Origin of the sequence: Spectribacter hydrogenoxidans (assembly GCF_031846275.1) — a bacterium.
Lineage (GTDB): Bacteria > Pseudomonadota > Gammaproteobacteria > Nevskiales > Salinisphaeraceae > Spectribacter > Spectribacter hydrogenoxidans.
The window spans coordinates 1-24,926 of sequence record NZ_JAVRIB010000004.1 but is presented as its reverse complement, the minus strand read 5'-3'; the positions used below and the strand labels follow the sequence as shown (position 1 = coordinate 24,926).

At 64.1% G+C, this 24,926-nt stretch carries 24 protein-coding genes; 6 read left to right on the top strand and 18 right to left on the bottom strand.

Features of this window, described 5'->3' with window-relative positions:
* The first annotated feature begins 5 nt into the window (after positions 1 to 5).
* Entirely contained in the window at positions 6 to 215 is a 210-nt protein-coding gene (locus tag RM532_RS04625) for a twin transmembrane helix small protein (RefSeq protein ID WP_311651995.1), read from the top strand.
* Between the two features lie 37 nt (positions 216 to 252).
* Here the strand turns inward: RM532_RS04625 and RM532_RS04620 are convergent, their stop codons facing one another.
* From RM532_RS04620 to bioB, 8 genes are all read right to left on the bottom strand, one after another.
* Positions 253 to 1,128 (bottom strand): cytochrome c oxidase subunit 3, encoded by an 876-nt coding sequence (locus RM532_RS04620; RefSeq protein ID WP_311651993.1) that lies wholly within the window; start codon positions 1,126 to 1,128, stop codon positions 253 to 255.
* 174 nt (positions 1,129 to 1,302) lie between these two features.
* Positions 1,303 to 2,946 (bottom strand): cytochrome c oxidase subunit I, encoded by a 1,644-nt coding sequence (gene ctaD / locus RM532_RS04615; RefSeq protein ID WP_311651992.1) that lies wholly within the window; start codon positions 2,944 to 2,946, stop codon positions 1,303 to 1,305.
* A gap of 22 nt (positions 2,947 to 2,968) precedes the next feature.
* Positions 2,969 to 4,186 (bottom strand): cytochrome c oxidase subunit II, encoded by a 1,218-nt coding sequence (gene coxB, locus RM532_RS04610; protein WP_311651991.1) that lies wholly within the window; start codon positions 4,184 to 4,186, stop codon positions 2,969 to 2,971.
* 2 nt (positions 4,187 to 4,188) lie between these two features.
* Positions 4,189 to 4,671 (bottom strand): DUF2244 domain-containing protein, encoded by a 483-nt coding sequence (locus RM532_RS04605; RefSeq protein WP_311651990.1) that lies wholly within the window; start codon positions 4,669 to 4,671, stop codon positions 4,189 to 4,191.
* Positions 4,672 to 4,760: 89 nt separating this feature from the next.
* A complete protein-coding gene (gene bioD, locus RM532_RS04600; protein ID WP_311651989.1) occupies positions 4,761 to 5,447 on the bottom strand; it encodes a dethiobiotin synthase in 687 nt (228 codons plus the stop codon).
* On the bottom strand, positions 5,444 to 6,202 hold the full coding sequence (locus tag RM532_RS04595) for an alpha/beta fold hydrolase (RefSeq protein ID WP_311651988.1): 759 nt from the start codon (positions 6,200 to 6,202) through the stop codon (positions 5,444 to 5,446). Before RM532_RS04595 ends, bioD begins: the two co-directional genes overlap by 4 nt.
* Positions 6,199 to 7,449, bottom strand: coding sequence for an 8-amino-7-oxononanoate synthase (bioF, locus tag RM532_RS04590; RefSeq protein ID WP_311651987.1), 1,251 nt, complete (start codon positions 7,447 to 7,449; stop codon positions 6,199 to 6,201). Before bioF ends, RM532_RS04595 begins: the two co-directional genes overlap by 4 nt.
* Positions 7,446 to 8,486, bottom strand: a complete 1,041-nt coding sequence (bioB, locus tag RM532_RS04585) for a biotin synthase BioB (RefSeq protein WP_311651986.1) — start codon at positions 8,484 to 8,486, stop codon at positions 7,446 to 7,448. The genes bioF and bioB overlap by 4 nt, the downstream gene beginning before the upstream one ends.
* 75 nt (positions 8,487 to 8,561) lie before the next feature.
* On the opposite strand from bioB, the gene RM532_RS04580 reads away from it, so the two are divergent.
* Positions 8,562 to 9,281 (top strand): ComF family protein, encoded by a 720-nt coding sequence (locus tag RM532_RS04580; RefSeq protein ID WP_311651985.1) that lies wholly within the window; start codon positions 8,562 to 8,564, stop codon positions 9,279 to 9,281.
* Positions 9,282 to 9,341: 60 nt separating this feature from the next.
* Entirely contained in the window at positions 9,342 to 10,418 is a 1,077-nt protein-coding gene (corA, locus tag RM532_RS04575) for a magnesium/cobalt transporter CorA (RefSeq protein WP_311651984.1), read from the top strand.
* 54 nt (positions 10,419 to 10,472) lie between these two features.
* Here the strand turns inward: corA and recG are convergent, their stop codons facing one another.
* The 10 genes from recG to RM532_RS04530 form a co-directional block, all read right to left on the bottom strand.
* Positions 10,473 to 12,548 (bottom strand): ATP-dependent DNA helicase RecG, encoded by a 2,076-nt coding sequence (recG, locus tag RM532_RS04570; protein WP_311651983.1) that lies wholly within the window; start codon positions 12,546 to 12,548, stop codon positions 10,473 to 10,475.
* 1 nt (position 12,549) lies between these two features.
* Entirely contained in the window at positions 12,550 to 12,936 is a 387-nt protein-coding gene (locus tag RM532_RS04565; protein ID WP_311651982.1) for a Rid family detoxifying hydrolase, read from the bottom strand.
* Positions 12,933 to 13,865, bottom strand: a complete 933-nt coding sequence (locus RM532_RS04560) for a M28 family peptidase (protein WP_311651981.1) — start codon at positions 13,863 to 13,865, stop codon at positions 12,933 to 12,935. Before RM532_RS04560 ends, RM532_RS04565 begins: the two co-directional genes overlap by 4 nt.
* Positions 13,862 to 16,033: a RelA/SpoT family protein gene (locus tag RM532_RS04555; RefSeq protein WP_349255269.1), complete on the bottom strand. Its 2,172-nt coding sequence runs from the start codon at positions 16,031 to 16,033 to the stop codon at positions 13,862 to 13,864. Before RM532_RS04555 ends, RM532_RS04560 begins: the two co-directional genes overlap by 4 nt.
* 163 nt (positions 16,034 to 16,196) lie before the next feature.
* A complete protein-coding gene (rpoZ, locus tag RM532_RS15915; RefSeq protein WP_349255268.1) occupies positions 16,197 to 16,523 on the bottom strand; it encodes a DNA-directed RNA polymerase subunit omega in 327 nt (108 codons plus the stop codon).
* A 35-nt stretch (positions 16,524 to 16,558) separates the two neighbouring features.
* Positions 16,559 to 17,167, bottom strand: a complete 609-nt coding sequence (gmk, locus tag RM532_RS04545; RefSeq protein ID WP_311651980.1) for a guanylate kinase — start codon at positions 17,165 to 17,167, stop codon at positions 16,559 to 16,561.
* A gap of 401 nt (positions 17,168 to 17,568) precedes the next feature.
* On the bottom strand, positions 17,569 to 18,189 hold the full coding sequence (locus RM532_RS04540; RefSeq protein ID WP_311651979.1) for a hypothetical protein: 621 nt from the start codon (positions 18,187 to 18,189) through the stop codon (positions 17,569 to 17,571).
* Between the two features lie 233 nt (positions 18,190 to 18,422).
* Positions 18,423 to 18,890, bottom strand: coding sequence for a hypothetical protein (locus RM532_RS04535; RefSeq protein WP_311651978.1), 468 nt, complete (start codon positions 18,888 to 18,890; stop codon positions 18,423 to 18,425).
* Positions 18,883 to 19,212 (bottom strand): helix-turn-helix transcriptional regulator, encoded by a 330-nt coding sequence (locus RM532_RS15910; RefSeq protein WP_349255267.1) that lies wholly within the window; start codon positions 19,210 to 19,212, stop codon positions 18,883 to 18,885. The genes RM532_RS04535 and RM532_RS15910 overlap by 8 nt, the downstream gene beginning before the upstream one ends.
* A 68-nt stretch (positions 19,213 to 19,280) precedes the next feature.
* Complete coding sequence (locus tag RM532_RS04530) at positions 19,281 to 19,811, bottom strand: hypothetical protein (RefSeq protein ID WP_311651977.1); 531 nt, start codon at positions 19,809 to 19,811, stop codon at positions 19,281 to 19,283.
* 124 nt (positions 19,812 to 19,935) lie between these two features.
* Here RM532_RS04530 and RM532_RS04525 point away from each other — a divergent pair, with 124 nt between their 5' ends.
* Genes RM532_RS04525 through RM532_RS04515 form a run of 3 tightly spaced genes read left to right on the top strand, consistent with a single transcriptional unit; the run spans position 19,936 to position 24,916 of the window.
* Positions 19,936 to 22,689 (top strand): type I restriction endonuclease subunit R, encoded by a 2,754-nt coding sequence (locus RM532_RS04525; protein ID WP_311651976.1) that lies wholly within the window; start codon positions 19,936 to 19,938, stop codon positions 22,687 to 22,689.
* Positions 22,686 to 24,155, top strand: coding sequence for a restriction endonuclease subunit S (locus RM532_RS04520; RefSeq protein ID WP_311651975.1), 1,470 nt, complete (start codon positions 22,686 to 22,688; stop codon positions 24,153 to 24,155). Before RM532_RS04525 ends, RM532_RS04520 begins: the two co-directional genes overlap by 4 nt.
* Positions 24,155 to 24,916, top strand: a complete 762-nt coding sequence (locus RM532_RS04515; RefSeq protein ID WP_311651974.1) for a DUF3800 domain-containing protein — start codon at positions 24,155 to 24,157, stop codon at positions 24,914 to 24,916. Before RM532_RS04520 ends, RM532_RS04515 begins: the two co-directional genes overlap by 1 nt.
* Positions 24,917 to 24,926 lie beyond the last annotated feature (10 nt).

Below are 24,926 nucleotides of genomic sequence, written 5' to 3'. Positions count from 1 at the left end.
ATTCAATGGCCAAAATCATCATCGTCATCTTCCTCGTCGCCATCGTCACGGCCCTGATGGCGGGCATGGTCTTTCTGGTCAAGGACGACGGCGAGAGCAAGCGTACCGTACGGGCGCTCACGTGGCGGATCAGCCTGTCACTGGCCCTGATCGCCCTGCTGGTGATCGGCTACGCGGCCGGCTGGATCCAGCCGCACGGCGTGATGCCGCGCTGACACCCGGCGCTGTCCGGCAACGGCGCCGGGCCCGCCCTCAAAGTATATAGACGAAGACAAACAGGCCCAGCCACACCACGTCGACGAAATGCCAGTACCAGGCCACGGCCTCGAAGCCGAAGTGGTCGTGCTCGGAAAAGTGGCCCTTGAGACATCGCCCCAGGATCACGATCAGCATGATCGTGCCCAGGGTCACATGCATGCCGTGGAAGCCGGTGAGCATGAAGAAAGTCGAACCGTAGATGCCCGAACTCAGCGTCAGGTTGAGATCCTGATAGGCGTGGATGTACTCCTCGGCCTGGAAGAACAGGAACGCCAGGCCCAGCGCGACGGTCGCGGCCAGACCCAGGTTCAGCTTGAGCCGGCTGCCCTCCTTGAGGCCCCAGTGCGCGATGGTCAGCGTCACACCCGAAGTCAGCAGCAGGATGGTGTTGAGGAACGGCACCCCCCAGGGCGGGATGATCTCGAACTGGCCACCCACCTCGGCCGGACCGTTGGTCGGCCAGCTGGCCTCAAAGCCCTTCCAGAGAAACTCGTTGGTGGTGAACTCCGTACCCTCGCCCGCCAGCCATGGCACCGACAGCACGCGGGCGTAGAACAGTGCGCCGAAGAAGGCACCGAAGAACATCACCTCGGAGAAGATGAACCAGCTCATGGCCCACCGGAATGTCATGTCCTCCTGGGCGCCGTAGGCACCGCTACGGTTTTCGCGGATCACACCGCGGAACCACACGAAACTCATCACCAGCACCATCGCCAGACCCGCGGCCATTGCATAGGCGCCAATGCCGTCGGAGCCATTGAGCACCGCGGCGAACCCGCCGAGCATGACGATCATGCTCACGGTCATCATGAACGGCCAGGCACTGGGCTCCGGCACGTAGTACTGCTCGTTTCGTGTCTGGACCGACATGGTTCTCCCTCTCTACCTGATGACCACAGCCGTCTAGCGCGGGTGGCCGGGTGTTGTTCTGGTCGGCTGAGTCATCAGCCGCTCATGCTGATGAATATCGCGACATAGAAACCCACGGCCACCGCGACGAGCACCGCCGCGGTGACCAGATTACGCCGCCGGAGTGCCTTGTCTTCAGGCATGCTTCTCCGGCACCGCGGTGATTTCCCTGGGATCGATCGTCGGCGGGGTCTCGAAGGTGTGGTACGGCGCCGGGGAGGCCACCGTCCATTCCAGGCCCCGGGCGCCTTCCCAGACGCGGTCCGTGGCCTTCTGGCCGGCGCCGCGCATGCACTGGATCATGTTGTAGATGAACACGAACTGCCCGATGAAGAAGGCGAACGCGCCCACCGACGAGATCACGTTGAACTCGGTGAACTGGGTGGCGTAGTCCGGGATGCGTCGCGGCATGCCGGCCAGGCCCAGGAAGTGCTGCGGGAAGAACAGCACGTTGATCCACACGGCCGACCACCAGAAGTGGAACTTGCCCAGCGTCTCGTTGTACATCACGCCGGTCCACTTGGGGATCCAGTAGTAGATGGCGGCAATGATGGAGAACACCGCACCCGGTACCAGCACGTAGTGGAAATGCGCCACCACGAAGTAGGTGTCGTGGTACTGGAAGTCCGCCGGGGTGATCGCCAGCATCAGGCCGGAAAAGCCACCCAGCGAGAACAGGGACACGAAGCCCAGCGCGAACAGCATGGGCGTTTCGAACGTCATCGCCCCGCGCCACATGGTGGCCACCCAGTTGAACACCTTCACGCCGGTTGGCACCGCGATCAGCATGGTGGCGAACATGAAGAACAGTTCGCCGGCCACCGGCATGCCCACGGTAAACATGTGGTGAGCCCAGACGATGAACGACAGGAAGGCGATCGAAGCCGTGGCATAGACCATCGAGTCATACCCGAACAACGGCTTGCGCGCGAAGGTCGGGATGATGGTCGACACGATGCCGAACGCCGGCAGAATCATGATGTAGACCTCGGGATGCCCGAAGAACCAGAAGATGTGCTGGAACATCACCGGGTCGCCGCCACCGGTGGCGGAGAAGAAGGTGGTACCGAAATAGCGATCGGTGAGCAGCATGGTGACCGCCCCCGCCAGTACCGGCATGGCCGCGATCAGCAGATAGGCGGTGATCAGCCAGGTCCACACGAACAGCGGCATCTTCAACAGCGTCATCCCCGGGGCGCGCATGTTGAGGATGGTCACCACCACGTTGATGGCGCCGGTAATCGACGAGATGCCCATCATGTGGATGGCGAAGATCATCAGCGGCAATGAGTCGCCCGACTGCAGCACCAGCGGTGGATACATGGTCCAGCCGGCCGCCGGGCCGCCACCGTTGACGAACAGCGTCGACAGCAGCATGGCGAAGGCAAAGGGCAGGATCCAGAAGCCCCAGTTGTTCACCCGCGGCAGGGCCAGATCGGAGGCCCCGATCATCATCGGCACCATCCAGTTGGCCAGCCCCACAAAGCCGGGCATGACCCCACCGAAGATCATCACCAGCGCATGCAGGGTGATCATCTGGTTGTAGAAGTCGGGATCGACGAACTGGATGCCCGGGCCGGTGAGCTCGGCACGGATGATCAGCGACATCACCCCGCCGATGAACAGCATGGTCAGGGAGAAGATCAGGTACAGGGTGCCCAGATCCTTGTGGTTGGTGGTGCTGATCCACCGCATGATCCAGGGGAAGAACCCGTCCTTGAGCGTGACCGGTCCGTGGTGATGGTGGTCGTCGTGACCTGCCTCGTGTGCGTGACTCATTGCCTGACTCCGCTAGAAAATCTTAACGCTTTGCCTTGATCTGGGACGGCTGGACCACGTCGCCGGTGTCATTGCCGAACGCGTTGCGCTCGAACGTGATCACCGCTGCAATCTTCCGGTCGGACATCCCGTCCTTGTAGGCGGGCATGGCGCCCTTGCCGTTGAGTACCCGGTCGATATGCGTATCCAGTGACCCGGTCGCGATCTCGCTGTCCTTCATCGCCGGGAATCCCGCCGCCGGCATGCCGGAGCCGTCGGCCTGATGACAGGCCGCGCACTGGCTGTTGTAGATTTCCTCGCCTTCGGACATCAGCGTGTCCATCGGGATGTCACCGCCGCCGGCATCACCGCCACCAGTATCGGCCTCCGCCACCTGGGTGGATTCGCCACCCGCATCCGACGCGGTTTCCTGCGCCGACGCGGCATCGCCTGCATCAGCGGTCTGCGTGCCGGCCGCGTCGCCGCCATTCTCGGCCACCCAGGCGTCGAACTCGTCCTGACTCACGACCTCGACCACGATCGGCATGAAGCCGTGACCGCGGCCACAGAGCTCCGAGCACTGGCCGCGGTACACGCCGGTTTCCTCCGCCTTGAACCACATCTCGTTGATGAAACCGGGGATGGCGTCCTTCTTGCCGCCCAGCTCCGGTACCCACCAGGCGTGGATGACGTCATCGGCGGTCAGCAGGATGCGTACCTTCTGGTCCACCGGGACCACCATGCGGTTGTCCACTTCCAGCAGGTAGTTATCGACGGTGTTCGGATCGATGCCGGAATCCAGCTGGCGCGCGGCGTTACTGTCCTGAGCCAGCCGGCTGTAGATGTTCACGCCGCTGTCGATATATTCGTACTGCCACATCCACTGGTAGCCGGTCACCCGCACGGTCATGTCGGAGTTGCTGGTGTCCTCAACCCGGATGAGCGTGCCGGCGGCGGGAATCGCCATGCCGATGAGGATCACGAACGGCACGATGGTCCAGGCGATCTCCACGCTGGTGGACTCGTGGAACTGCGCCGCCTCCACGCCGCGCGACTTCCGGTGCGCGATCAGCGAATAGATCATGGCGCCGAACACCACCACGCCGATGGCCACGCAAATCCAGAAAATCAGCATGTGCAGGCCGTAGATCTCGCGGGTCATGGCCGTGACGCCCTTCGGCATGTTCAGCCCCCACTCTGCCGCCGCCGGTCCGGCGATCACGGCCGACAGCGCGGCCGCGAGATAGCTCAGTCCTTTCATTTTCAACCGTCCTCTCCGATTGTCACTTGCCGGCCCATCGCCGCCCCCCGCAGCCACCGCCGCAAACGGCTGGCGACGGCGGCGCGCTCCTCGTCGGTCAGGCACTGCCCCAACACGCAGCCCTGCCCGTGCGAGCCCAGCCAAAGTCGCGATGGGCTGGTCACATACGGTCCGGGTTCCAGTCGCACCTGTGTCCAGGCCCGCTGAAACTCCCAACGCCGTTCCGGCTGATGACGGCCGGCTTCCACCCGGACCATGTCATCGGCCACCGAAATCACTTCCCGGTATGCATTGTCCCGCATACCCCACCAAAGTCCCGCCGCCAGCGCCGCCATCTCCAGGCCCGCGAACGGCAATACCATCCAGAACCCCTGCCACGCCAGGATGCCGGCAATGCCGAACGACACCATGCACATCCCGGCGAAGAACACGCATGCGTGCTCGACGCTCAGCGAGGCATTGGGACGGATGACCAGGCGCGACATGTCAACGTGTGCTGATGGCGAGCAGGTTGCCCCGATGGTGGAACCAACCGGATTCTAGCCAGCCCGCACTGGGCTGGCAAACGCCGGTGCTATGACAACGTTCCGGAATTACGCCAGATGTCGACCAGTGGTTGCACAGCAGCCTCCGGATTCGCCCCGGGTTCGATTACGACCCGAGCTGCCGTCTCCGGCAAACGCGCCTGCAGACTGGCCACGTTGTCGCGCCAGCGCGGCTGCACCGGCGGCAGAACATTCGCCACCCAGCCGGCCAGCCATGTGCGCCGGGCGATGGCCTCGGCCGACAGCAGCGCATGATTGAGACAGCCCAGCCGCATGCCTACCACCAGCAGCACCGGCCAGCCGTGGCCGGCCACCCAGTCCGCGGTATCCAGCGTGGGGGTCAGCGGCACTCGCCAGCCACCGGCGCCCTCGACCACGACCAGATCCGCGCTGGCGGCCAGGCGGGCATGAGCAGCGTCCAGCACCGCCGGATCAATCACCAGCCCGCTATCCGCCGCCGCCAGATGCGGCGCCACCGGATCGGCCAGGGCCACCGGATTGACGTCGTCATAGTGGAACCCACCACCCGCGGCCTCGATCAGCGCCAGGGCGTCCTCGTTTCGCAGACCCTCGGGGGTGCGCTCGCAGCCGGCCGATACCGGCTTGAACGGCGCGACGCGCAAGCCCGATGCCCGCAGCGCCCGGATCAGCGCGGCGGCCACATGGGTCTTGCCGATCTCGGTATCGGTGCCGGTCACAAACAGACTCGGCGTCATGTAGCGCCCTCGGTCGCCGGCGTCAGATCCTCCACGAACGACGCCACGCGGTCGGCGAACTCTCGCTCGTGCGACAGGAACGGCGCATGGGCGGCCCGGGCCACCCGCCAGAGCTGCGCCCGCGGCAGTTGATCGACCATCCAGGCCATGGCATCGGGGTGGGCCATGCGGTCGCGCTCGCCGGCCACCGCCAGCACCGGCATATCCAGACCGGCCAGCGCCGGCCGCAAATCCGCCTCGTGCAGCAGATCGAGGCCCGCCTCCAGTCCCGGCAGGCTGGGCGGACGCGCCAGCAACTCGTTGCGCAACTGCCGCACCAGATGCCGGGCACCGGGCTCGGCCAGTACCTGCAGCATCAGGAATTCCTGCAGCGTACTGGCGAAATCTGCGGCCAGACCGCGCCGGGTCTCGGTCAGCGCCGATGGTTTCATGCCCCAGGGCCAGTCGCCGCCGCGCACGAACCGCGGCAGGCAGCCGACCAGAATCAGCCCCCGCACCTGACCGGGATGGCGCCGCGCCGCGTTCAGGCAGACCAGGCCGCCCAATGACCAGCCCAGCAGCACGCCGGGGCCAGCCATCCGCTCCACCAGATCGTCGGTCCAGTTGTTGAGCCCCACCACCAGGGCATCGCGGCCGCCGTGACCGGGCAGGTCCAGCGCCTGCACGTCCAGGCGTCCGGCCAGGCGGGATTGCAGCGGATCCCAGATACGGGCGGACACACCCCAACCCGGCAGACAGGTCAGACTGGCCGTCATGCAACCGTTTCCGCACGGCGCACGCAATCCGCCAGCGCCGTCAGCAGACCATCCACCTGCTCGGCGTCGTGGGCGGCGGTCAGCGTCACCCGCAACCGCGCGGTGCCCTCCGGAACCGTGGGCGGGCGAATCGCCGACACCAGATACCCCCGCTCCAGCAACGCCCGGCTGGCCGCCAGGGCATCAGCGTCGCTGCCCAGCACCAGCGGCTGAATGGGTGTGAGGAAAGTTTCGGGTTTCGGGTTTCGGGTTTCGGGCGAGGCATGGGCTAAGTCACGGATGCTATCGTCGAGGACGATGCCGAGCTGCTCGCATCCGCGCCGGAATCGGGCAATCAGATCGAACAGATGGTCGCGACGCCACTGGTCCGCCTGCAGCCGCCGCAACCCGGCGCTGGCCGCTGCCGCCACCGCAGGCGGCGGCGCGGTGGAGAAGATCAGCGTGCGCGCCCGCTGGATCAGATACTCGATCAGCGCCTCATCGCCGGCCACGAATGCGCCGGCTGCGCCCACCGACTTGCCGAGCGTGGCGACGTATACGTCGGGACTCGGGACTCGGGACTCGGGACTCCGCGAGGGCGCCGCGCATGCCCCGCGCCCGCCGCCGAGCACGCCGAAGCCGTGGGCGTCGTCCACCATGGTCCAGGCGTCGCGGCGGGCGGCGGCCGCCATCAACGCCGGTAACGGCGCCAGGTCGCCGTCCATGGAGAAGACACTGTCGGTGACCAGCAGCCGGTGACCGGATCCGGCTTCAGCGAGTTGCGCGTCGGCGGCCGCGGAGTCGGCGTGGGCATACACTCGCTTGGCGGCGCCGGACAGGCGGGCTCCGTCGATCAGGGAAGCGTGGTTAAGCGCGTCGGCAACGATGGTATCGGCCTTGCCCATCAGTGCATCGATGATGCCGACATTGGCCGCGAAACCGGTGGCGAACAGCAGCGCCCGGGGCCGGCCGAGGTAATCGGCCAGCTGTTCCTCCAGTTCGGCGTGGGCCCGGTTGTGGCCGCTGATCAGCTGCGACGCCCCGCTGCCACTGCCGGTCTGCCGGGCGGCGGCGGCCATGGCCTCGGCCACGCCGGGGTCGGCGGCCAGGCCCAGGTAATCGTTGCTGCAGAAGTTGATGCATCGACGGCCGCCGATCTTGATGCGCACGCCGTGGACCCCCGTGACCGCATGCCGATGGCGGTAGCGCTGGCGGCCTTCCAGCGCCGCCAGCTCACGCGCCAGATGCGCACCCAGCGACGGGGTCACTGCCCGGCGGCAGCCTGCGGCGCAGCGTCGGCGGACGGGCTGGCCGCGTTTTCCGGCAATTCGGTGTAGCGCGGCTGCGCTTCGGGATGCATGCCGAGCTTTTCCAGCAGCGCCAAATCCTTCCGATGCTGCGGATTAGCCGTGGTCAGGAGCTGGTCCCCGTAGAAGATGGAGTTGGCTCCGGCCAGGAAACACAGTGCCTGGGTGGATTCGCTCATGTCCTCGCGGCCGGCAGACAGGCGCACGTAGGAGGCCGGCATCAGGATGCGTGCCACCGCGATAGTGCGCACGAAATCCAGTTCATTGATGGGTTCCACGCCATACAACGGGGTGCCCGGCACCTGCACCAGATTGTTGATGGGCACGCTCTGGGGATGTTCCGGAAGATTGGCAAGGGTCTTCAGGAATTCCACCCGGTCTTCGGGTTCCTCCCCCATGCCCACGATGCCACCGCAACAGACCTTGACCCCGGCGTCGCGCACCGCCTCCAGCGTCTCGAAGCGGGTCTCGTAGCTGCGGGTGGTAATGACTTCCTCGTAGTAGCGCTTGGAGGAATCGATGTTGTGGTTGTAGTAGTCGAGCCCGGCGCCGGCCAGCTTTTCCGCCTGCCGTGACTCGAGCATGCCGGCGGTGACACAGGTCTCCAGCCCCTCGGCCTTGACCGCCCGCACCATGTCGATCACCCGGTCCAGGTCCTTGTCCTTGGGCCGGCGCCAGGCCGCGCCCATGCAGAAGCGCGTGGCGCCCGCCGCCTTGGCACGCCGGGCGGCATCCACCACCTGCTCCAGCGGCATCAGTTCCTCGCGCTCCAGGCCGGTCTGGTAGCGGATGCTCTGCGGGCAATAGGCGCAATCCTCGGGACAGGCACCGGTCTTGACCGACAACAGCGTGGACAGCTGCACGGCGTTGGCATCGAACTGGGCACGGTGCACACTCTGGGCGCGATGTAGCAGGTCGCTGAACGGCAGCTCGAACAGGGCGGCGACTTCCGCCGAAGTCCAGTCGTGGCGCGGCGTATCGAGGGTCGAATCGGTCATGCGGGCAGTCTGGGGTTGGCGTGATGAAGACGCGACGATTGCCCATCGCCCGTTAGCTGTCAACCTGAGATGCTGATGACGGTAAACAGCTGGTTACGCTCCGCACAATCGATAGCGTACCCGCCGCACTGCCTGCTGTGCGGCGCACCCGGCCAGCCGGACCGGGACCTGTGCGCCGGTTGCGATCACGACCTGCCCCGGCTCGGCGACATCTGCGCCACCTGCGCCCTGCCCCTGCCCGGAGCTACCGCCACCCGCTGCGCCCGTTGCCTGCAGACGCCGCCGCCCCAGGACGCCGCCGTCGCCGCCCTGGACTACGCAGCTCCGGTGGACTGGCTGATCACCCGCCTCAAATTCAGCCGTCAGGTCAGTCACGGACCGCTGCTGGCGGCCCTGCTCGCCGACCGCCTCGCGGCGGCCGGGACCGATGCGGACATGCTGGTGCCGGTGCCACTGCACCCGCGTCGCCGGCGCGAACGCGGCTTCAACCAGGCGGCGGAGATTGCGGCCGGGCTGCGACGCCATCTCGGTGTACCGGTGCGACCTGATCTGGCCATGCGCCGCCGCGAAACCGGCCATCAGGCGGATCTGCCCGCCCGCGAGCGCGCCGCCAACGTTCGCGGGGCCTTCCGGGTCGCGGCCCCGGTGGCGGGCTACCGCATCGCGGTGGTCGACGACGTGATCACCACCGGTCATACCGTGGCCGAGCTGGCCCGCACACTGATCGCGGCCGGCGCCGACCGGGTGGAGGTCTGGGCGCCGGCCCGGGCACCAGCGCCAGGAGGCCGGCAGTAGCCGACTGCCCCGCACGGCGATAGGCTTGCGCGAGTTTCAGCGCGTTCGTTCGGAGTCGCCATGCTGCGTTATCTGCTGCCCGATAATCTTCGTCCCGGTACCCGCCCCGGCGCCCTGGCCCACGACAGCGAGGCCCCCCGCCAGCATCCGTTGGTGATCCGGCATATGTCGTACGACCCGGCGGGCGCGACCGAGGCGGATTACCAGAACTTCGACCAGTGTCCGGACATCACCGCCTCGACACGGCTGGACTGGCTGCATTTCCAGGGCGACGTCCCGCCCTCGGTCCTGGCCCGCCTGCGGGATTCCTTTGGCCTGCATCCGCTGGCAGTCGAGGACGTGCAGAACCTCGGCCAGCGACCCAAGCTGGAGATATTCGACGACTGTCTGTTCGTGACCCTGGCGCTGCCCCGACGCGATGCCGGTAACCTGCGCTTCGAGCAGGTCAGCGTGTTCGCCTCCCCGCAGCTGGTGCTGAGCTTTCACGCCGGCAGCGACGACATCACCGCTCCGATCCGCCAGCGCATTCAATCCGGCAAGGGGCGCATCCGCCACGCCGGGGCTGATTACCTGTTGTATGCGCTGATCGATCTGATCGTGGATTTCGACTTCCCATTGCTCGAAACCTATGCCGACGAACTCGACGCGCTGGAGGAGGACATCTTCACTCGCCCGCGCCAGAACCCGGTCAGCCACATTCATCACATCAAGAGCGATCTGATCGGCCTGCGCAAGGTGCTTTGGCACCAGGCGGCCATGCTCGGGGAGCTGGTTCGCAGCGAACACCCGCTGCTGGTCGCGGATAACCTGCCGTACTACCGCGACGCCGAGGACCATGCACGCCGCGTCAACGACTTGCTCGACGGCTACCGGGATGCCTGCAGCAGCCTGCTGGACACGCATCTGTCGCTGTCGTCGGCCCGGCTCAACGACACCATGAAGGTGCTCACGGTGATCTCCACCATCTTCATACCGCTGTCGTTCGTGGCCGGCCTCTACGGTATGAATTTCGACACCGATCTGCCGGGCAACATGCCGGAACTGTCCCTGCCATACGCCTACCCCGTCCTGCTGGGCGGCATGCTCACACTGGCGGTGGGCATGCTGATCCTGTTCCGGCGCCGAGGCTGGTTATAAGTCCCCTCTGGTTCATACCCCGGCCGGGCTAAGGCACCTGCGGTCGCGCGCCTCCTACACCGACGCGTACTCGCTGCCCCCGTCAAGCCAGCGTTCGGCCAATAGCGCCACCAACCGCGGATGTGCCGCCAGCAATCGGTCCGCCGCAGCCTGGGCGGCCGGGGCCAGATCGGCATCGCGCATGACGTCGGCCATGCGGAAATTCACCGCGCCGGTCTGACGCGTGCCCAGCACCTCGCCGGGGCCGCGCAGGGCCAGGTCCTCGCGGGCGATCACGAATCCGTCGGTGGTGGCCCGCAGGGCCGACAGCCGCCGGCGGGCCAGCTCACCCAACGGCGGCTGATACAGCAGCACGCAATGACTTTCCGTACGCCCGCGGCCCACCCGCCCGCGCAACTGATGCAGCTGAGCCAGGCCCAGCCGCTCGGCGTTCTCGATCACCATCAGCGAGGCATTGGGCACGTCCACCCCCACCTCGATCACCGTGGTGGCCACCAGCAGGTCGAGGTTGCCGGCCGCGAAAGCCCGCATTACGGTTTCCTTGTCGGCGGATTTCATCCGGCCGTGGGCCAGCCCCACCCGGCAGTCCGGCAACGCCTGGGTGAGCTCCTCGGCGGTGGCTTCGGCCGCCCGGGCCTGTACCTGTTCGGTTTCCTCGATCAGCGTGCATACCCAGTAGGCCTGGCGCCCGCCCGCGCAGGCGGCGGCGATGCGATCCACGACGGCGTCGCGCCGGGTGGCGGGCACCGCGGCCGTGGTCACCGGGGTGCGGCCGGGCGGCAGTTCATCGATGATCGAGGTATCCAGATCGGCATAGGCACTCATGGCCAGGGTGCGGGGAATCGGCGTGGCGGTCATGATCAGCTGATGCGGGGTGAGCGCACCGGCCTCACCCTGATCGCGCAGAGCCAGCCGCTGGTGCACGCCGAAGCGGTGCTGTTCATCCACCACGGTCAGCCCCAGGCGGCCGAATCCCAGGCCGGACTGGAACAGAGCATGCGTGCCCACCGCCACCAGCGGTTCCGAGCCGGCCAGCGCGGCCCGGGTGGCATCCTCGGTGCGGCCGCCGATCACTGACCGCACCGGCAGGCCCAGCGGGTCCAGCCACCCGGCAAGGGTGGCGGCATGCTGCTCGGCCAGCAGTTCGGTCGGGGCCATGAACGCGGTCTGCCAGCCGGCCTCGGCGGCCGCCACGGCGGCAGCGGCGGCGATCAGGGTCTTGCCCGAGCCCACATCGCCCTGCACCAGACGCAGCATGGGCTCGCCGCCGGCGATATCGGTCAGCACGTCGTCCAGCACCCGCCGCTGGGCCGCTGTGGGCTCGAAGCCCAGTTGCTGCAGGAACTGCCGCAGCAGCCCGCCCGAGGACACCAGCCGCGGCGCCTGGCGCTGGCGAATGCGGCGCCGCCGTTCCCGCAGACCGGCCTGGTGCGCCACCATTTCCTCGAACGCCAGCCGCCGCACGGCCGGATGCCGACCTTCCAGCACTGCGGCGAGGTCGGCGTCCGCCGGCGGGCGATGCAGAACTCGCAGCGCTTCGCCCAGGGGCGGCAGCTGCTGATCCGCGCGGATTTCATCCGGCAGCGACTCGGGCAGAAAACCCGATTCGTCCAGCCGCTCCAGCAATGGCTCGATCAGCCCCCGCAGGCGAGCCTGGGTCAACCCAGCGGTGGTGGGATACACCGGCGTCAGGCGATCGGTCGGCGCCTGTCCGTCAGCGGGACCCGACAGCACCCGGGTTTCCGGATGCACCATTTCCAGACCGCCCGGCGCCGCCCGGACTTCGCCGAACACCTGCAGCCAGACACCGGGCACCAGACGGTTGGTCTGACCGGCCCCGAAATGAAAGAAGCGCAGGCGCACCCGATGCGCTCCGTCGGCCAGCACCACATTGAGGCTGCGGCGGCGGCCATGGCGGATTTCCGCATGTTCCACACAACCCACCGCCAGCGAAGAGGCGCCGGGCCGAAGCGCCGCCAGCGCCACCACCCGGGTGCGGTCCTCGTAGCGCAACGGGGCATGCAACAGCAGGTCCACCACCCGCTCGACGCCGAGCTGCGACAGCTTCGCCGCCAGTCCGGAACCGACGCCGGGCAGCGCGGTGACCGGATCGCTGGCGGCGACTGGCACGTCAGTCGGCCACTACCAGAATGGCGTCGGCCTCCACCCGGGCCCCCTTGGGCAGCGACCCCACCCCGACCGCGGCCCGGGCCGGGAAGGGCTCGGCAAAGGTCTCCGCCATCACCTCGTTGACTGCGCCGAAGTCACCCATGTCCACCAGATAGATATGCAGCTTGACCACGTCCGCCAGGGTGGCGCCGCCGGCCTCGGCCACCGCGGCGATGTTGGCGAATACCCGGCGGATCTGCCCGGGCATGTCATCCTCGACTAGCGCCTGGGTGTCGGGGTCGAGCGGGATCTGGCCGGACACGTACAGCGTGTTGCCGGCGCGCACGCCCTGGGAATAGGCGCCGATGGCCTGGGGCGCGCGGTCGGTCTGAATCACTTGGCGGGTCATGGTGGCGAGGCATCCTCTGTCTGGGTGAGTGAACGTACCGCCGCGGCCAGGGCCGGCACCAGCGCGGCCATGCGCTGGTAGTCGAGCGTGCCCGGAATGTCGAAGCGGGTGTGGTAGTTGGGGTTCCGATAATAGGCGGTGTCGGTGACCATCGCTGCCGGCCAGCCGTGCGGCCAGTAGTTGCGGTGGTCGGAGTTGTCCAGCCCCGGAAAATCGAGGGGACTAGCCAGATAATGCACCGGGACATCGCCGCCCGCCCGCATGCCGGCCTGCACCTGCTGCATCAATGGCCGGTCGCGCCAGCGCCCGATCAGGCCGACGAAATTGCCGGTGGTGGGATACCACCACCCCAGCACCGGTACCGGAAAGCGCTGGGTGCCGGGCAGATCGCGGAAGTACCCGAGCATCTCCAGGGCCAGCATGGCGCGCACCTCGACGCCCGCGGCCACCAGTTGATCGGCATGGTGGGCGCTGCCCATCGCACCCAGCGAGAAGGCGGGCTGCTCTTCCAGCGTGAAGGCCACCAGTTCCAGACCCACGGCCGGCTCGTAATCGGCCAGCATCCGCGCCAGTTCGATCAGCACCGCCACGCCGCTGGCGTTGTCGTCGGCGCCGGGCAGATCGCCGTGGACGTCGTAATGCGCCCCCACGATCACCCGGGGCGCATCGGCCGGTCCGCGCCGAGCGACGATGTTGCGGTAGGTGTTGCCACGCACCTCGAATGGCTGTTCGCGGGTGGTCCAACCGGCCCGCTCGAGTTGTTCCTCGATGTAGGCCGCCGCCCGGTCGAGACTGCCGGGATGATCGAAATTGCGCGGCGGGTCCAGCGTCGCCAGAAACTCGACATGGCCGGCCAGAGTGGCGGGTTCCGCGGCAGCGGCATCGGCCATGGGCATCAGCGCCAGCAACGCGGCGGCCAGCGCCCTCACGCGCGGGCGACGCGCTCGACCACCGACAGGCGGCGCAGCCGGCGGATCAGGCGGGCAAGCTGGCCCCGGTCGGTCACCGCCACCAGGAAACGGATGCTGGAAATCGAACCGCTGCGTTCGGGCGACTGCACGCTTTCGATGTTGCAACCGGCATCCGCCAGCTTGGAGGTGAGCTTGGCCAGCACGCCGCGTTCATTGCGGGCCTGAATCCGCAGTTCCACCGGATATTCGCCGGTCACCGACCCCGACCAGGTCAGCTCCACCCGGTCCGAGGGGCGGACCTTCTTGGCGCTGAACTTGCAGCCGAAACGGTGCACGACCAGACCCCGGCCCACGCTGACCAGGCCGTGGATGGCATCCCCCGGCACCGGATGACAGCACTTGCCGAACTCCACCACCAGCCCTTCCGTGCCCTGCACCGCCAGCGGCTCGCTGCGACGCCGTTCGCGCTGGGCCGCGCTGGGCGGCAGGAAGTGGCGAGCCACCAGCGGGGCGAGCCGCTCCCCCAGGCCGATGCTGGAATACAGCGATTCCATGTCCGGCTCCTCCATCTCCGCCAGGCCGTGTTCGCGATCGTCCCGGCTGAGCCGCCGCAGCGACAAACCGAGTTCACGCAGCGACTTGTCCAGCAGACGCTGCCCCAGCCGCGCGGCCTTGTCCTCCCGCTGGTTCTTGAGATGGTTGCGAACGCCGCTGCGAGCCTTGGCGGTACGCAGGAAATGCAGCCAGGCGGCGTTGGGCCGTGCATGCTTGGCGGTGATTACGTGCACCACCTGCCCAGATTCCAGCTGACTGTTGAGCGGCGCCAGCTGACCGTCAACTCGTGCAGCCACGCAGTGATCACCCAGTTCGGTATGTACCGCGTAGGCAAAATCCACGCAGGTGCCGCCCTTAGGCAGCCGGATGATCTCGCCCTTCGGGGTGAACACGTAGACCTCGTCCGGCACCAGATCCACCCGCAGGTTATCCAGGAACAGCGCCGAATCCGGATCTCCGGCGTGATACTCCAGCAGGGTACCCAGCCATTCGCTGGCGTCGGCATCCATGGCGGTCATGCGAGCCGGGCCGTCCTTGCCCAGCTTGTACTGCCAGTGCGCGGCGATACCGCTTTCCGCGATGTGGTGCATCTCGCGGGTGCGGATCTGCACCTCGAACTTGACCCCGCCCCGGGCCATCAGGGTGGTATGCAGGGACTGGTAGCCATTGACCTTGGGGTTGGCGATGAAGTCGTTGAACTGTTCGGTGATCGGCCGGTAACAGTGGTGCACGATCCCCAGCGAGCGATAGCAGGCATCGACCTCGTCGACGATCACGCGAAACCCGTAGAGATCCACCACGTCGAGAAAGCGCCGGTGCTTCTCGCGCATCTTGCGGTAAATGCTGTACAGGTTCTTGCGCCGGCCGATGACGTTGGCCTCGATGCCTTCGCGGGCCAGCGCGCTGGCCAGGGTTTCCTCGATTTCCCGTACCAGGCTCTTGCGATCGCCCACGATCGACGCCGAGGCGCGCTTGAGCACCTCGTAACGCTTCGGGTGGAGGGCCTCGAACCCCAGCTCCTCGAGTTCCTGGCGCAGAGAATTGATGCCCAGCCGCCGCGCGATGGGGGCGTAGATGTCCAGCGTTTCGGTGGCCACGCGCCGGCGCTGCACCGGCTTCATCGAGCCCAGCGTGCGCATGTTGTGGAGCCGGTCGGCCAGCTTGACCAGGATCACCCGCAGGTCGCGGGTCATCGCCAGGATCAGCTTGCGGAAGTTCTCGGCCTGGGCCTCGGCACGGGAGCGGAACTGGGCCTTGTCCAGCTTGCTGACGCCGTCCACCAGCAACGCCACCTCCTCGCCGAAGGAGCGGGCGATCTGCTCGCGCGCGGTATCGGTGTCCTCGATCACGTCATGCAGCAGCGCCGCCGACAGCGTGGTGGCGTCCATGCGCATTTCCGCGAGGATGCGCGCGACCGCCAGTGGATGGTAGATATAGGGTTCGCCGGACTTGCGGAACTGGCCCCGGTGCTGCTGTTCGCCGTAGGCATGGGCGCGTCGCACCATGCCGATCTGTTCCGGCGTCATGTAGGTGCGCAGCAACTCGATCAGCGTATCGATACCATACTCACGCGACACACGCGACGTGTGCAGCGCCGTGCTGATGCGATGAATGCCGGTCGATATCACCATGGTCCGATTTGGGCCCGCGGGGGCTGTCCCTGCCCGAAGACACCAGACTACTGCCAAAGTGCCCGGCATGTCAGCAGGCCACCGGACACGGCGCGGATACAACAACGCCGTGCATGGGCACGGCGTCGGTTATTCCGGCTTGTGCGGCGCAGGCCGCCCGGATTCAGGCTTCGCTGTCGTCCTCGGCCGGCTTCACCTTGGCCGCGGGCTTGAGATCCTCGTCCTCTTCAGCCAGCTCCTCGGCAGGCGGCGCCGGCGGGCCGTCCTGGCTGGTGGGCACCGGCGGCAGATCAACCTCTTCGAGAATGCTCCGGCCCACCAGGCCTTCGGCGATTTCGCGCAGCGCCACGACGGTGCTCTTGTCATCTTCCCAGCCGACCTGGGCATTCGCCCCGCGCGCCAGCTGTCGCGCGCGCTTGGAGGCGACCAGGGTCAGGTCGAACTGGTTGCCCAGTTGGGCCATGCAATCTTCTACGGTGACTCGCGCCATGGATGCTCGATGCTCGTTATGGTGAACCCAGTAGTTTAAGCAATACCGCCGCGTGATGCCAGCACCGAAAGGAAGACGCCGGTCAGTTCCTCGACCGCGGCGTCGAAGTCATCGTTGGTCACGTGGTGGTCGTATTCATGGGCGTGGGCCAGTTCCTCGTCGGCCTCGGCCATGCGGCGGGCAATCGTGGCCTCGTCATCCAGCGCCCGGTTGCGCAGCCGCCGTTCCAGTTCGTCCCGAGACGGCGGCTTGATGAAGATGGTGGTGACATCCGGACTGGCCGCCCGCACCTGCCGCGCGCCCTGCCAGTCGATATCCAGCACCACGTCGAGGCCGGCTTCCAGCCGGCGCTCGGTTTCAGCCCGGCCGGTGCCGTAGCGCCGGTCGAATACGCGGGCGTGCTCGAGGAACGCTCCGGCCTCGATCATGGCCACGAAGCGGGCTTCGTCGATGAAATGGTAATCCACCCCATCGGTTTCCCCGGCCCGCGGCGCCCGGGTGGTGTACGACACCGAAAAGCAGACCTGACGGCCATGCCCGGCCAGGCGCTCGATCACGGCATGGGTCAGGCTGGTCTTGCCCGCGCCGGAGGGGGCCGAGATGACGAACAACCGGCCTCGGGATGTGTCTGCGGAATCGGTCATTTATTCGATGTTCTGGACCTGCTTGCCGCTTTTCACGGTAAGGCATTGATTCATTTTAACTATATTGGCTTTTATCGTGAATCGGCTACAAATGGGGCTACACAAAACCCGAGCGTTGATCGGACTAGACATAGTCATTCGGCGGCTAGGAATTGGCCAAATCAGGCACTAGCGGAATCAAAAACATCAGCGCGCCGCCAAGCGGCACGCAGTCTAAAGCAATCCGACCTGTTGAGCACCGAGACTTGATCGAGACATTCCGGACGTCCCTACCACCATTCGAACGCTACTGTCTCAGCTTAATAGCATGGCGTTGTTCCTCCATCTCTCTTATCAAGCGATTCAACTCACGCATCGCCGGACGCACTGATCCGCGATACGCATTTTGTGAGACTCGCGCCTTACCGTCCGGCGTCCGAGGGCCAGTTGACCGCAGCCAAGGTTTCGTCTCCCTGATGCGAGCGGCCTGGCGACGCCGAGCCTCGGGTGTCCAACGCTTGCCTTGCATCACTATCCCTCCGTTCAGTTTGTTTCGCGGAATTTGTTTCCGACTCGGAACTTCTCTGACGATGGTTATTCACCTGCTGGTCCCCGTGAGCGATGTTCGCTTGACGGACGAACGCGACAGATTTCGGGCCCTTCATCTCAGACAGCGTTTCGACCGTTGAGCGGGTCTGACTCTGCGCACGGAGTGCCAGCTTCAAGTAGCTCTCCACTAGCTCTAATGAATCCGCATTGGCTGCCTTATATGCAAGGTTGTTAAAGACCGCATTCAGCGCGTGCACGTGAGTCACAAGTATTGCCTCTGAGTCGCTCAAATCACCCGCAGCGGCCAATTCCACTTTCGCCCGAAGATCCCTCGCGATCGCGCCGGCGCTAGGCACATCCCCTGATGGCACCGTAAAGCTCTTGAACGTCAACGCTGCGAGATTCGTGGCGCCCAGCAACTTGACCGATGGATCGTCTCGGTCAGCACGTTGAGGATCGGCGGTACTCGCCCGCTTACCGTTATGCTCGGACATGACTATCACTCCTCATTAATCTATCTAGCCTTCAGAATTCCATTGGCTTGGACCGGCCGGCTCATAAAGCCGACCGGCGTGGTCATTCGATTGGTCTGAACACCGGGCTACCACTTTGTCCAAGGCCCAGTTCGTTGCCAGTCGGCCCGACGCAATCCGTTGGGAGACGTTCGTTTCGGCCGATGGCGAGTGGGTACAGGTACGGATATGGATACTGGTATTGCTGAAGCACATCAGTGCGGATGCCTTGATGCCTCCAGAGCGCCCGCCTCAACCGCCAGCAATTCATCAATGACCGAGTAATAGAGAGCCTCGGGAAGGCTCCGCTGCCTCCAATCAATTGTCACGGTGCGGACTGACGCCCGGATCATCGCGCCCTCGAGCGATTTCAGCGACACGCGATCGGGCCGCGTGGCAGCGCCGGTTAGCGAGACGAAGTGCCGGTAAAGCAAATGTGAATGACGTAACCGATATCGCCCACGCTTGCGTGGCTTACCGATCAGCGAATGGACTCGGTAGGGCCGATAAAGAAACGGCTCCGAAAGCCCAGTCGGCTCATGCACCCGAAAATGAACGAACACCCGCGGCGAGTTATAGATGATCGCTGTTTCGTGACTAAGATACGAAACCAAGACCTGGCGCTCGTGAATCAGAGGTGGGGCCGAAACCAGCTTTCCATCGTAGGGCGCATCGTTAGCCATCCGAACTCTCCCGCGCTGAACCAGCATCTGCCGGGAGAGACTGCCGAACACCGGGGATTGACGATCTCAGCCGCTCCAGTTCGGAAATTAGCTGGCGTAGCCGGTCATCACCGTATCCGGCAATGCGGGCCGCGATTACCGCTTCAATCTCGTGCTCAGGCCATGCCACGGCCCGGTCGCTGAGCTTGACCGGCTTGGGGAATAGCCCCTGTGAGATCCGAAGCGCTCGAGTGCTTGGCGGATACGGAATGCGTTTGGCCAGTTCCGAAGGTGGCAACAAGCGGAGAGCAAAATCCGACGGTAGGTGATCTAGTGTGGTCATCTGAACTCCATTGATCGGTATGGAATCCAGATTGGAGCAACGCGATTGAAAGTCAGCTAAACGGTCTTTTACGACTTTCGCAGTCGCTCCAGTAGAGCGTCTTGGTTCCCGCTTTGATCGTCGGGTAATCGTGCTTCATGCTTTTTTAGCCGCTGCCCGACATTCTGAGGAGACATCTCGAAGCGTTCAGCAATGTGCTGCAATGCACCTCGCCGGCCATAAACACGCGCATGTCTATGGAACGCTGCATAGATGCGCGCATCCCTGGCAGCCAAATCACCATCTTCCTCCGCAACCTGCTTGGAAATACCGCCGCGGCGCCTTTTTCCTTGCCGCATGGCTTCCACGTTCTTCAACCGCCCTGCATAGACAAGCGCCTCCAGCAAAAGAACAATCCTATGTGCGTCTAATGGATCAACAACCTGGTCCAACTCGGGCAGATCGGAGCCGTCCTTACTGTCTTGCTCTACGGTAGCGGCAATGACCCAGTCGCGATGCAGCCTTTTGTCGGGATCAAGCCCCAGCATCATCGCGGCAAGCTGCCAAACATCGAATTCAGCAACCCTGGCCAGAGCATCGGATAGGGCCTCGTCTCGCATCCGCACACCTGCAATCGGTTCTGATAACGTCGCTCTAAAGAGTGACAACACCTTCCATCACAGATCAGCACCATACAATCCTTGCAGATCAAGGAAAGCCCGCTGGCGATAACGAAGGCTCGGTATGCCCCCTCATCCGGAAGAAGCAGCACGCCATGCTATCGACCAGCTCCTGAGCGCGGCCGGCTGGGTAATTCAAGACCGTGACGGTTTCAATCGAAACGCCTCAACCGGCGTAGCGGTTAGAGAATTTCAGCTCCGGAAAGGCCCCTGCGACTACCTTCTCTTTGTTGACGGGAAGGCGGCAGGCGTTATTGAGGCCAAGCCAGCCGGCACAACGCTCAGCGGCGTGGCCGAGCAATCCGAACGCTATATGGATACCGTTCCGGATCACGTGGCCCAATGGAATAGCCGGCTTCCCTTTGCATATGAATCCACCGCCGATGAAACCCTATTTCGTGATCGTCGCGACCCCAGGCCCCGCTCGCGAAATATCTTTGCGTTCCACAAACCTGAAACACTGTTGGAGTGGCTGCAGAACGACACCACGCTGCGCGCCCGGCTGGCAGCCATGCCGCCGCTCGACCACACCGGATTGCGCGACTGCCAGATCGAGGCGATCGAGGGCCTCGAGCGCTCTCTGGCAGACGACAAGCCGCGCTCACTCATTCAGATGGCTACCGGCGCCGGGAAGACCTTCACAGCCTGCACATTCAGCTGGCGGCTACTGAAGTACGCTGAGGCCGGTCGCATTCTGTTCCTGGTGGACCGCAACAACCTGGGCGACCAGACCCTCAAGGAATACCAGAATTATCTCGCCCCCGGCGCGGCGCACCGTTTCACGAACACCTATATCGTTCAGCACCTAAGCTCCAACAAGCTCGACCCCGACGCCCAGGTCGTCATCACCACCATCCAGCGGCTATACGCGATGCTCAAGGGTGAAGAACTGGCAGAAGACGCCGAGGAAACGTCTTCTTTCGAGACATGGGACGGTGAACAGGGCGACATTCGCCCCGTGCCCTATAGCCCGCGCATCCCCATCGAGACTTTTGATTTCATCGTCATCGATGAATGCCACCGCTCCATATACGGCATCTGGCGACAAGTGCTGGAGTATTTCGACGCCTACCTGCTGGGCCTGACCGCCACCCCCTCGAAACACACTCTCGGTTTTTTCCACAGTAATCTGGTGGCTGAATACCCCTACGAGCAATCCGTGGCGGACGGCGTCAACGTTGGCTACGAGGTCTTCCGCATCGACACCCAGGTCACCAGCAAGGGCGGTTCGGTGGATGCGGGTTTTCATGTGCCCGTGCGCGACCGCCGCACCCGTGCCATCCGCTACCGTGAATTGGACGACGCGCTGGAATACACCGGTCAGCAACTGGACCGCTCCGTTACCGTCCCCAACCAGATACGCGCGGTGCTCCGTTGCTACCGAGACAATCTCTTTACCGAGCTATTCCCCGGCCGCAGCGGCCACTGGGTGCCCAAGACCCTCATCTTCGCCAAGGATGACAACCACGCCGAGGAAATCGTCACTCTGGTGCGTGAGGTCTTCAACGAGGGCAACGAGTTCGCCAAGAAAATCACCTACCAGACCAGCGAAAAACCGAAAGAACTCATCAAGGCTTTCCGGGTTGACCCCTTCCCCCGCATCGCTGTCACCGTGGACATGATTGCCACCGGCACAGACATCAAGCCCGTCGAATGCGTCATCTTCATGCGGGATGTGAAATCGGAAGGCTATTACGAGCAGATGAAAGGCCGCGGCGTGCGCACCATCCGCGATGCCGACCTGCACCAGGTCACGCCCGATGCCAAGACCAAGACCCGCTTCGTACTCATCGACGCCGTGGGCGTGACCGAAACCCAGAAATCCGCCTCCCAGCCACTGGAGCGCAAGCGCAGCCTGGCCTTCGACAAGCTGCTGGAACAAATCGCCCAGGGCCGGCGCGATGACGACGCGGTTTCCAGCCTGTCCGCGCGTCTGGCGGCCCTGGACCAGCAGATAGACGACGAAGACCGCAGCCGCATCAGCCAGGCCACCGACGGGCGCACACTCAAACAGTTGGCCCATGGCCTGCTCAACGCCATCGACCCGGATTACCAGCAGGCGCAAGTGCTGGAACGCCACGGTGAAACCGCCACGGACGCGCAGGCCGAACAAGTCGCCGAAGCCCTCAAGGACGAAGCCTGCACCCCCTTCGACGACGCCGAGGTCCGCAAGACCCTTGTCGCCATCAAGAAGAAAACCGATATAGTCATCGACGAATGGACGTCGGACAGCGTCGTCATAGCCGAATACGACATGGGCCAAGCCCAGGAACGCGTCACCAGTTTCAAGGACTTCATCGAGGCCAACAAAAACGAACTGCTGGCCCTGCAAATCCTGTATAGCCAGCCCTACGGCAAACAACGGCTTACCTACGCCGCCGTCAAGGAACTGGCGCAGAAACTCACCGACCCGCCGCACCACCTGACCACCGCCGATGTCTGGCAGGCCTATAAGCGCCTGCATACCACCCTGGTACGCGGCGCGCCCAGCGACAAGGTGCTTACGGACATCATTTCCCTCGTTCGCTTTGCGACCGGCCAGACCGACGTATTGGAGCCCTACGACGTAGGCGTGCGCCAGCGCTTCAACCTGTGGGCGGGGCGGCAGAAGAAGGCCGGCCGGCAATTCACCCAAGAACAGATGAGCTGGTTGGAAGCGATTCGGGATTATCTGGCCGCCAATGTCGAAATCGAACCGGCGGACCTGATGCGCGACCAGCCGTTTTCGGATTGGGGTGGGGTTGTGGCGGCCAAGGATGTGTTCGGCGCTGAACTGAAGCCGATGCTGGATGAGCTTGGGGAGGTGTTGGCGGCGTGAGTGAACAGAATGTAAACCCACCCCTTCCCGAGTGGCGCGAAGCAAATATTGAAGAGGTAGCCGAGGTAAACCCGAGCGGCAAAGCTGTCTCGGTTGCGGACGACACCGAGGTCACGTTTTTACCGATGGCAGCGGTGGAGGAACTGACAGGCAATATTGATAGCTCTGTCAGAAAGTTGTTCGGAGAGGTCAAAAAAGGCTACACCCGCTTCCGCGACGGCGATGTCCTTTTTGCCAAAATCACACCATCAATGGAGAACGGAAAGGTCGCTGTTGTACGCGGGCTCAGAAACGGAATTGGCTGCGGCTCTACCGAATTTCATGTCTTACGGCCCCGCGAGGGGCTGGACGCAGACTATCTACGCTATTTCTTGGTGCAATCAGCGTTTCGGCAGGATGCTCAACGAAACATGCGCGGCGCGGTGGGTCAGCTTCGTGTGCCGCCGGCGTATATGCGTGAGGCGAAAATTCCGGTTGCGCCTCGCGACCAACAAACTGAAATAGTTGCCAAAATCGACGAACTCTTCAGTCAGATCGACGAAGGCGAGCGCGCCCTGGCGCGCGTGCAAAAGCTCGTCGAGCGCTACCGCCAGTCCCTGCTCAAGGCCGCCATCACCGGCGAACTCACCCGCGACTGGCGCGAAACAAACGCCAGCAATGGTCAACCGCCCGGCGAATCCGGCGAACAACTCCTCCAGCGCATCCTCAAGGCTCGCCGCGAGGCGTGGGTTAACTCCGAGTTGGAGCAGATGGCGGCGAAGAGCAAGCAGCCGAAGAATGATGACTGGAAGAAAAAATACAAACTCCCGGAATACAAGCTATCTGCTGACCTTCCCGACCTGCCGGCCGGATGGGCTTGGTCCACACTCGGCCAACTATTCGACGTATTTGTAGGCGGAACCCCTTCCCGGAAAGAAGCGAATTATTGGAGCGGGTACATCAACTGGGTTAGTAGCGGCGAAGTCGCATTCTGTAGAATTTCCGAAACTCGCGAGACGATTACTGAACTAGGATTGCAGAAATCGGCTGTTCGACTGCATCCACCCGGCACCGTATTACTCGCGATGATTGGCGAAGGGAAAACGAGGGGTCAGGCGGCTATTCTCGACATTACAGCGGGCCACAATCAAAATGCAGCGTCAATACGCGTGGGCGACACGCCGATCCCGCCGGAATACATTTTCTGGCTATTGAAGTTCCGCTACGAAGCGGTTCGCGCCATGGGCCAAGGCGGTAACCAGCCAGCCTTGAACGGCGGCCTCGTAAAGGAAATTCCGGTCCCTTTACCTCCAGTGGCCGAAGCAGTTGAAATTTGCGAGAGATTAGAAGTGAGCGAAGCTGCCATTCAAGCGGCCAGTGACGAAGTGCAAAGGGTCGGTGAAAAGGCGTCTGCACTTCGCCAGTCAGTTTTAAACGCTGCCTTCTCCGGCGTACTCAATATTGCTACTAAAAGCGTGGCTGCCTGATGTATTTCCTCTACGCCGACGAAAGCGGAGACGTCGGCTTACATAACAGCCCTACCGACTTCTTTTGTTTAAGCGGCATCGTTCTGCACGAACTGCGGTGGCACGACACGCTGGAGGCTATCATCCAGTTTCGGCACCATATGCGCGCGCAACATAACCTGAAGCTGCGCGATGAAATACACGCCGCCGATTTCATCCACCATCCCGGCGAGATGAAACGCATCGTCAAATCCATGCGATTACGCATACTGCGTGAGGCCATAGACTTTCAGGCCGCGCTACCCGACATCACCATCATCAACGTTGTGGTAGACAAGCGAAACAAGGCAGCGGACCAGGACATCTTTGAGATCGCCTGGACCACGCTGATTCAGCGCTTTCACAACACACTCTCACACAAGAATTTCCCGGGGCCACAAAACGCGGACGACAGGGGACTGTTGGTGGTCGACCAGACCGATGAGGTGAAGCTACGGAATCTGAGCCGCCGGATGCGCCGCTACAATCCCATACCGCGTGCCTATGGTACGGGCAGTTTTGCCGTGCCCATAACCACGATCGTGGAAGATGCCGTCCACCGGCACTCAGGGCATTCCTACTTCATTCAGTTGGCGGACGTTAACGCCTACTTTCTGCAGCAGAACTACAGCGCCTGCAAATACGTCAGGCGAAAAGGCGGGCAAAACTATTTCAGCCGGCTGGACCCTGTGCTGTGCCGGGTTGCCAGCCGCACGCATCCGGAGGGGATCGTTGAGCGGTAGACAAAAAGAA

Bases quoted from the DNA above. Each gene is read 5' to 3' on its own strand.
- RM532_RS04625 (WP_311651995.1), top strand. From the start codon at position 6: ATGGCCAAAATCATCATCGTCATCTTCCTCGTCGCCATCGTCACGGCC.
- corA (WP_311651984.1), top strand. From the start codon at position 9,342: ATGCTGCGTTATCTGCTGCCCGATAATCTTCGTCCCGGTACCCGCCCC.
- RM532_RS04555 (WP_349255269.1), bottom strand. From the start codon at position 16,033: ATGGTGATATCGACCGGCATTCATCGCATCAGCACGGCGCTGCACACG.
- RM532_RS04515 (WP_311651974.1), top strand. From the start codon at position 24,155: ATGTATTTCCTCTACGCCGACGAAAGCGGAGACGTCGGCTTACATAAC.
- RM532_RS04530 (WP_311651977.1), bottom strand. From the start codon at position 19,811: ATGCGAGACGAGGCCCTATCCGATGCTCTGGCCAGGGTTGCTGAATTC.
- coxB (WP_311651991.1), bottom strand. From the start codon at position 4,186: ATGAAAGGACTGAGCTATCTCGCGGCCGCGCTGTCGGCCGTGATCGCC.
- gmk (WP_311651980.1), bottom strand. From the start codon at position 17,167: ATGACCGATTCCGCAGACACATCCCGAGGCCGGTTGTTCGTCATCTCG.
- RM532_RS04605 (WP_311651990.1), bottom strand. From the start codon at position 4,671: ATGTCGCGCCTGGTCATCCGTCCCAATGCCTCGCTGAGCGTCGAGCAC.
- RM532_RS04540 (WP_311651979.1), bottom strand. From the start codon at position 18,189: ATGTCCGAGCATAACGGTAAGCGGGCGAGTACCGCCGATCCTCAACGT.
- RM532_RS04565 (WP_311651982.1), bottom strand. From the start codon at position 12,936: ATGACCCGCCAAGTGATTCAGACCGACCGCGCGCCCCAGGCCATCGGC.
- rpoZ (WP_349255268.1), bottom strand. From the start codon at position 16,523: ATGGCGCGAGTCACCGTAGAAGATTGCATGGCCCAACTGGGCAACCAG.
- RM532_RS04535 (WP_311651978.1), bottom strand. From the start codon at position 18,890: ATGGCTAACGATGCGCCCTACGATGGAAAGCTGGTTTCGGCCCCACCT.
- RM532_RS15910 (WP_349255267.1), bottom strand. From the start codon at position 19,212: ATGACCACACTAGATCACCTACCGTCGGATTTTGCTCTCCGCTTGTTG.
- RM532_RS04595 (WP_311651988.1), bottom strand. From the start codon at position 6,202: ATGACGGCCAGTCTGACCTGTCTGCCGGGTTGGGGTGTGTCCGCCCGT.
- bioD (WP_311651989.1), bottom strand. From the start codon at position 5,447: ATGACGCCGAGTCTGTTTGTGACCGGCACCGATACCGAGATCGGCAAG.
- RM532_RS04620 (WP_311651993.1), bottom strand. From the start codon at position 1,128: ATGTCGGTCCAGACACGAAACGAGCAGTACTACGTGCCGGAGCCCAGT.
- ctaD (WP_311651992.1), bottom strand. From the start codon at position 2,946: ATGAGTCACGCACACGAGGCAGGTCACGACGACCACCATCACCACGGA.
- bioB (WP_311651986.1), bottom strand. From the start codon at position 8,486: ATGACCGATTCGACCCTCGATACGCCGCGCCACGACTGGACTTCGGCG.
- RM532_RS04580 (WP_311651985.1), top strand. From the start codon at position 8,562: ATGACGGTAAACAGCTGGTTACGCTCCGCACAATCGATAGCGTACCCG.
- RM532_RS04525 (WP_311651976.1), top strand. From the start codon at position 19,936: ATGCCCCCTCATCCGGAAGAAGCAGCACGCCATGCTATCGACCAGCTC.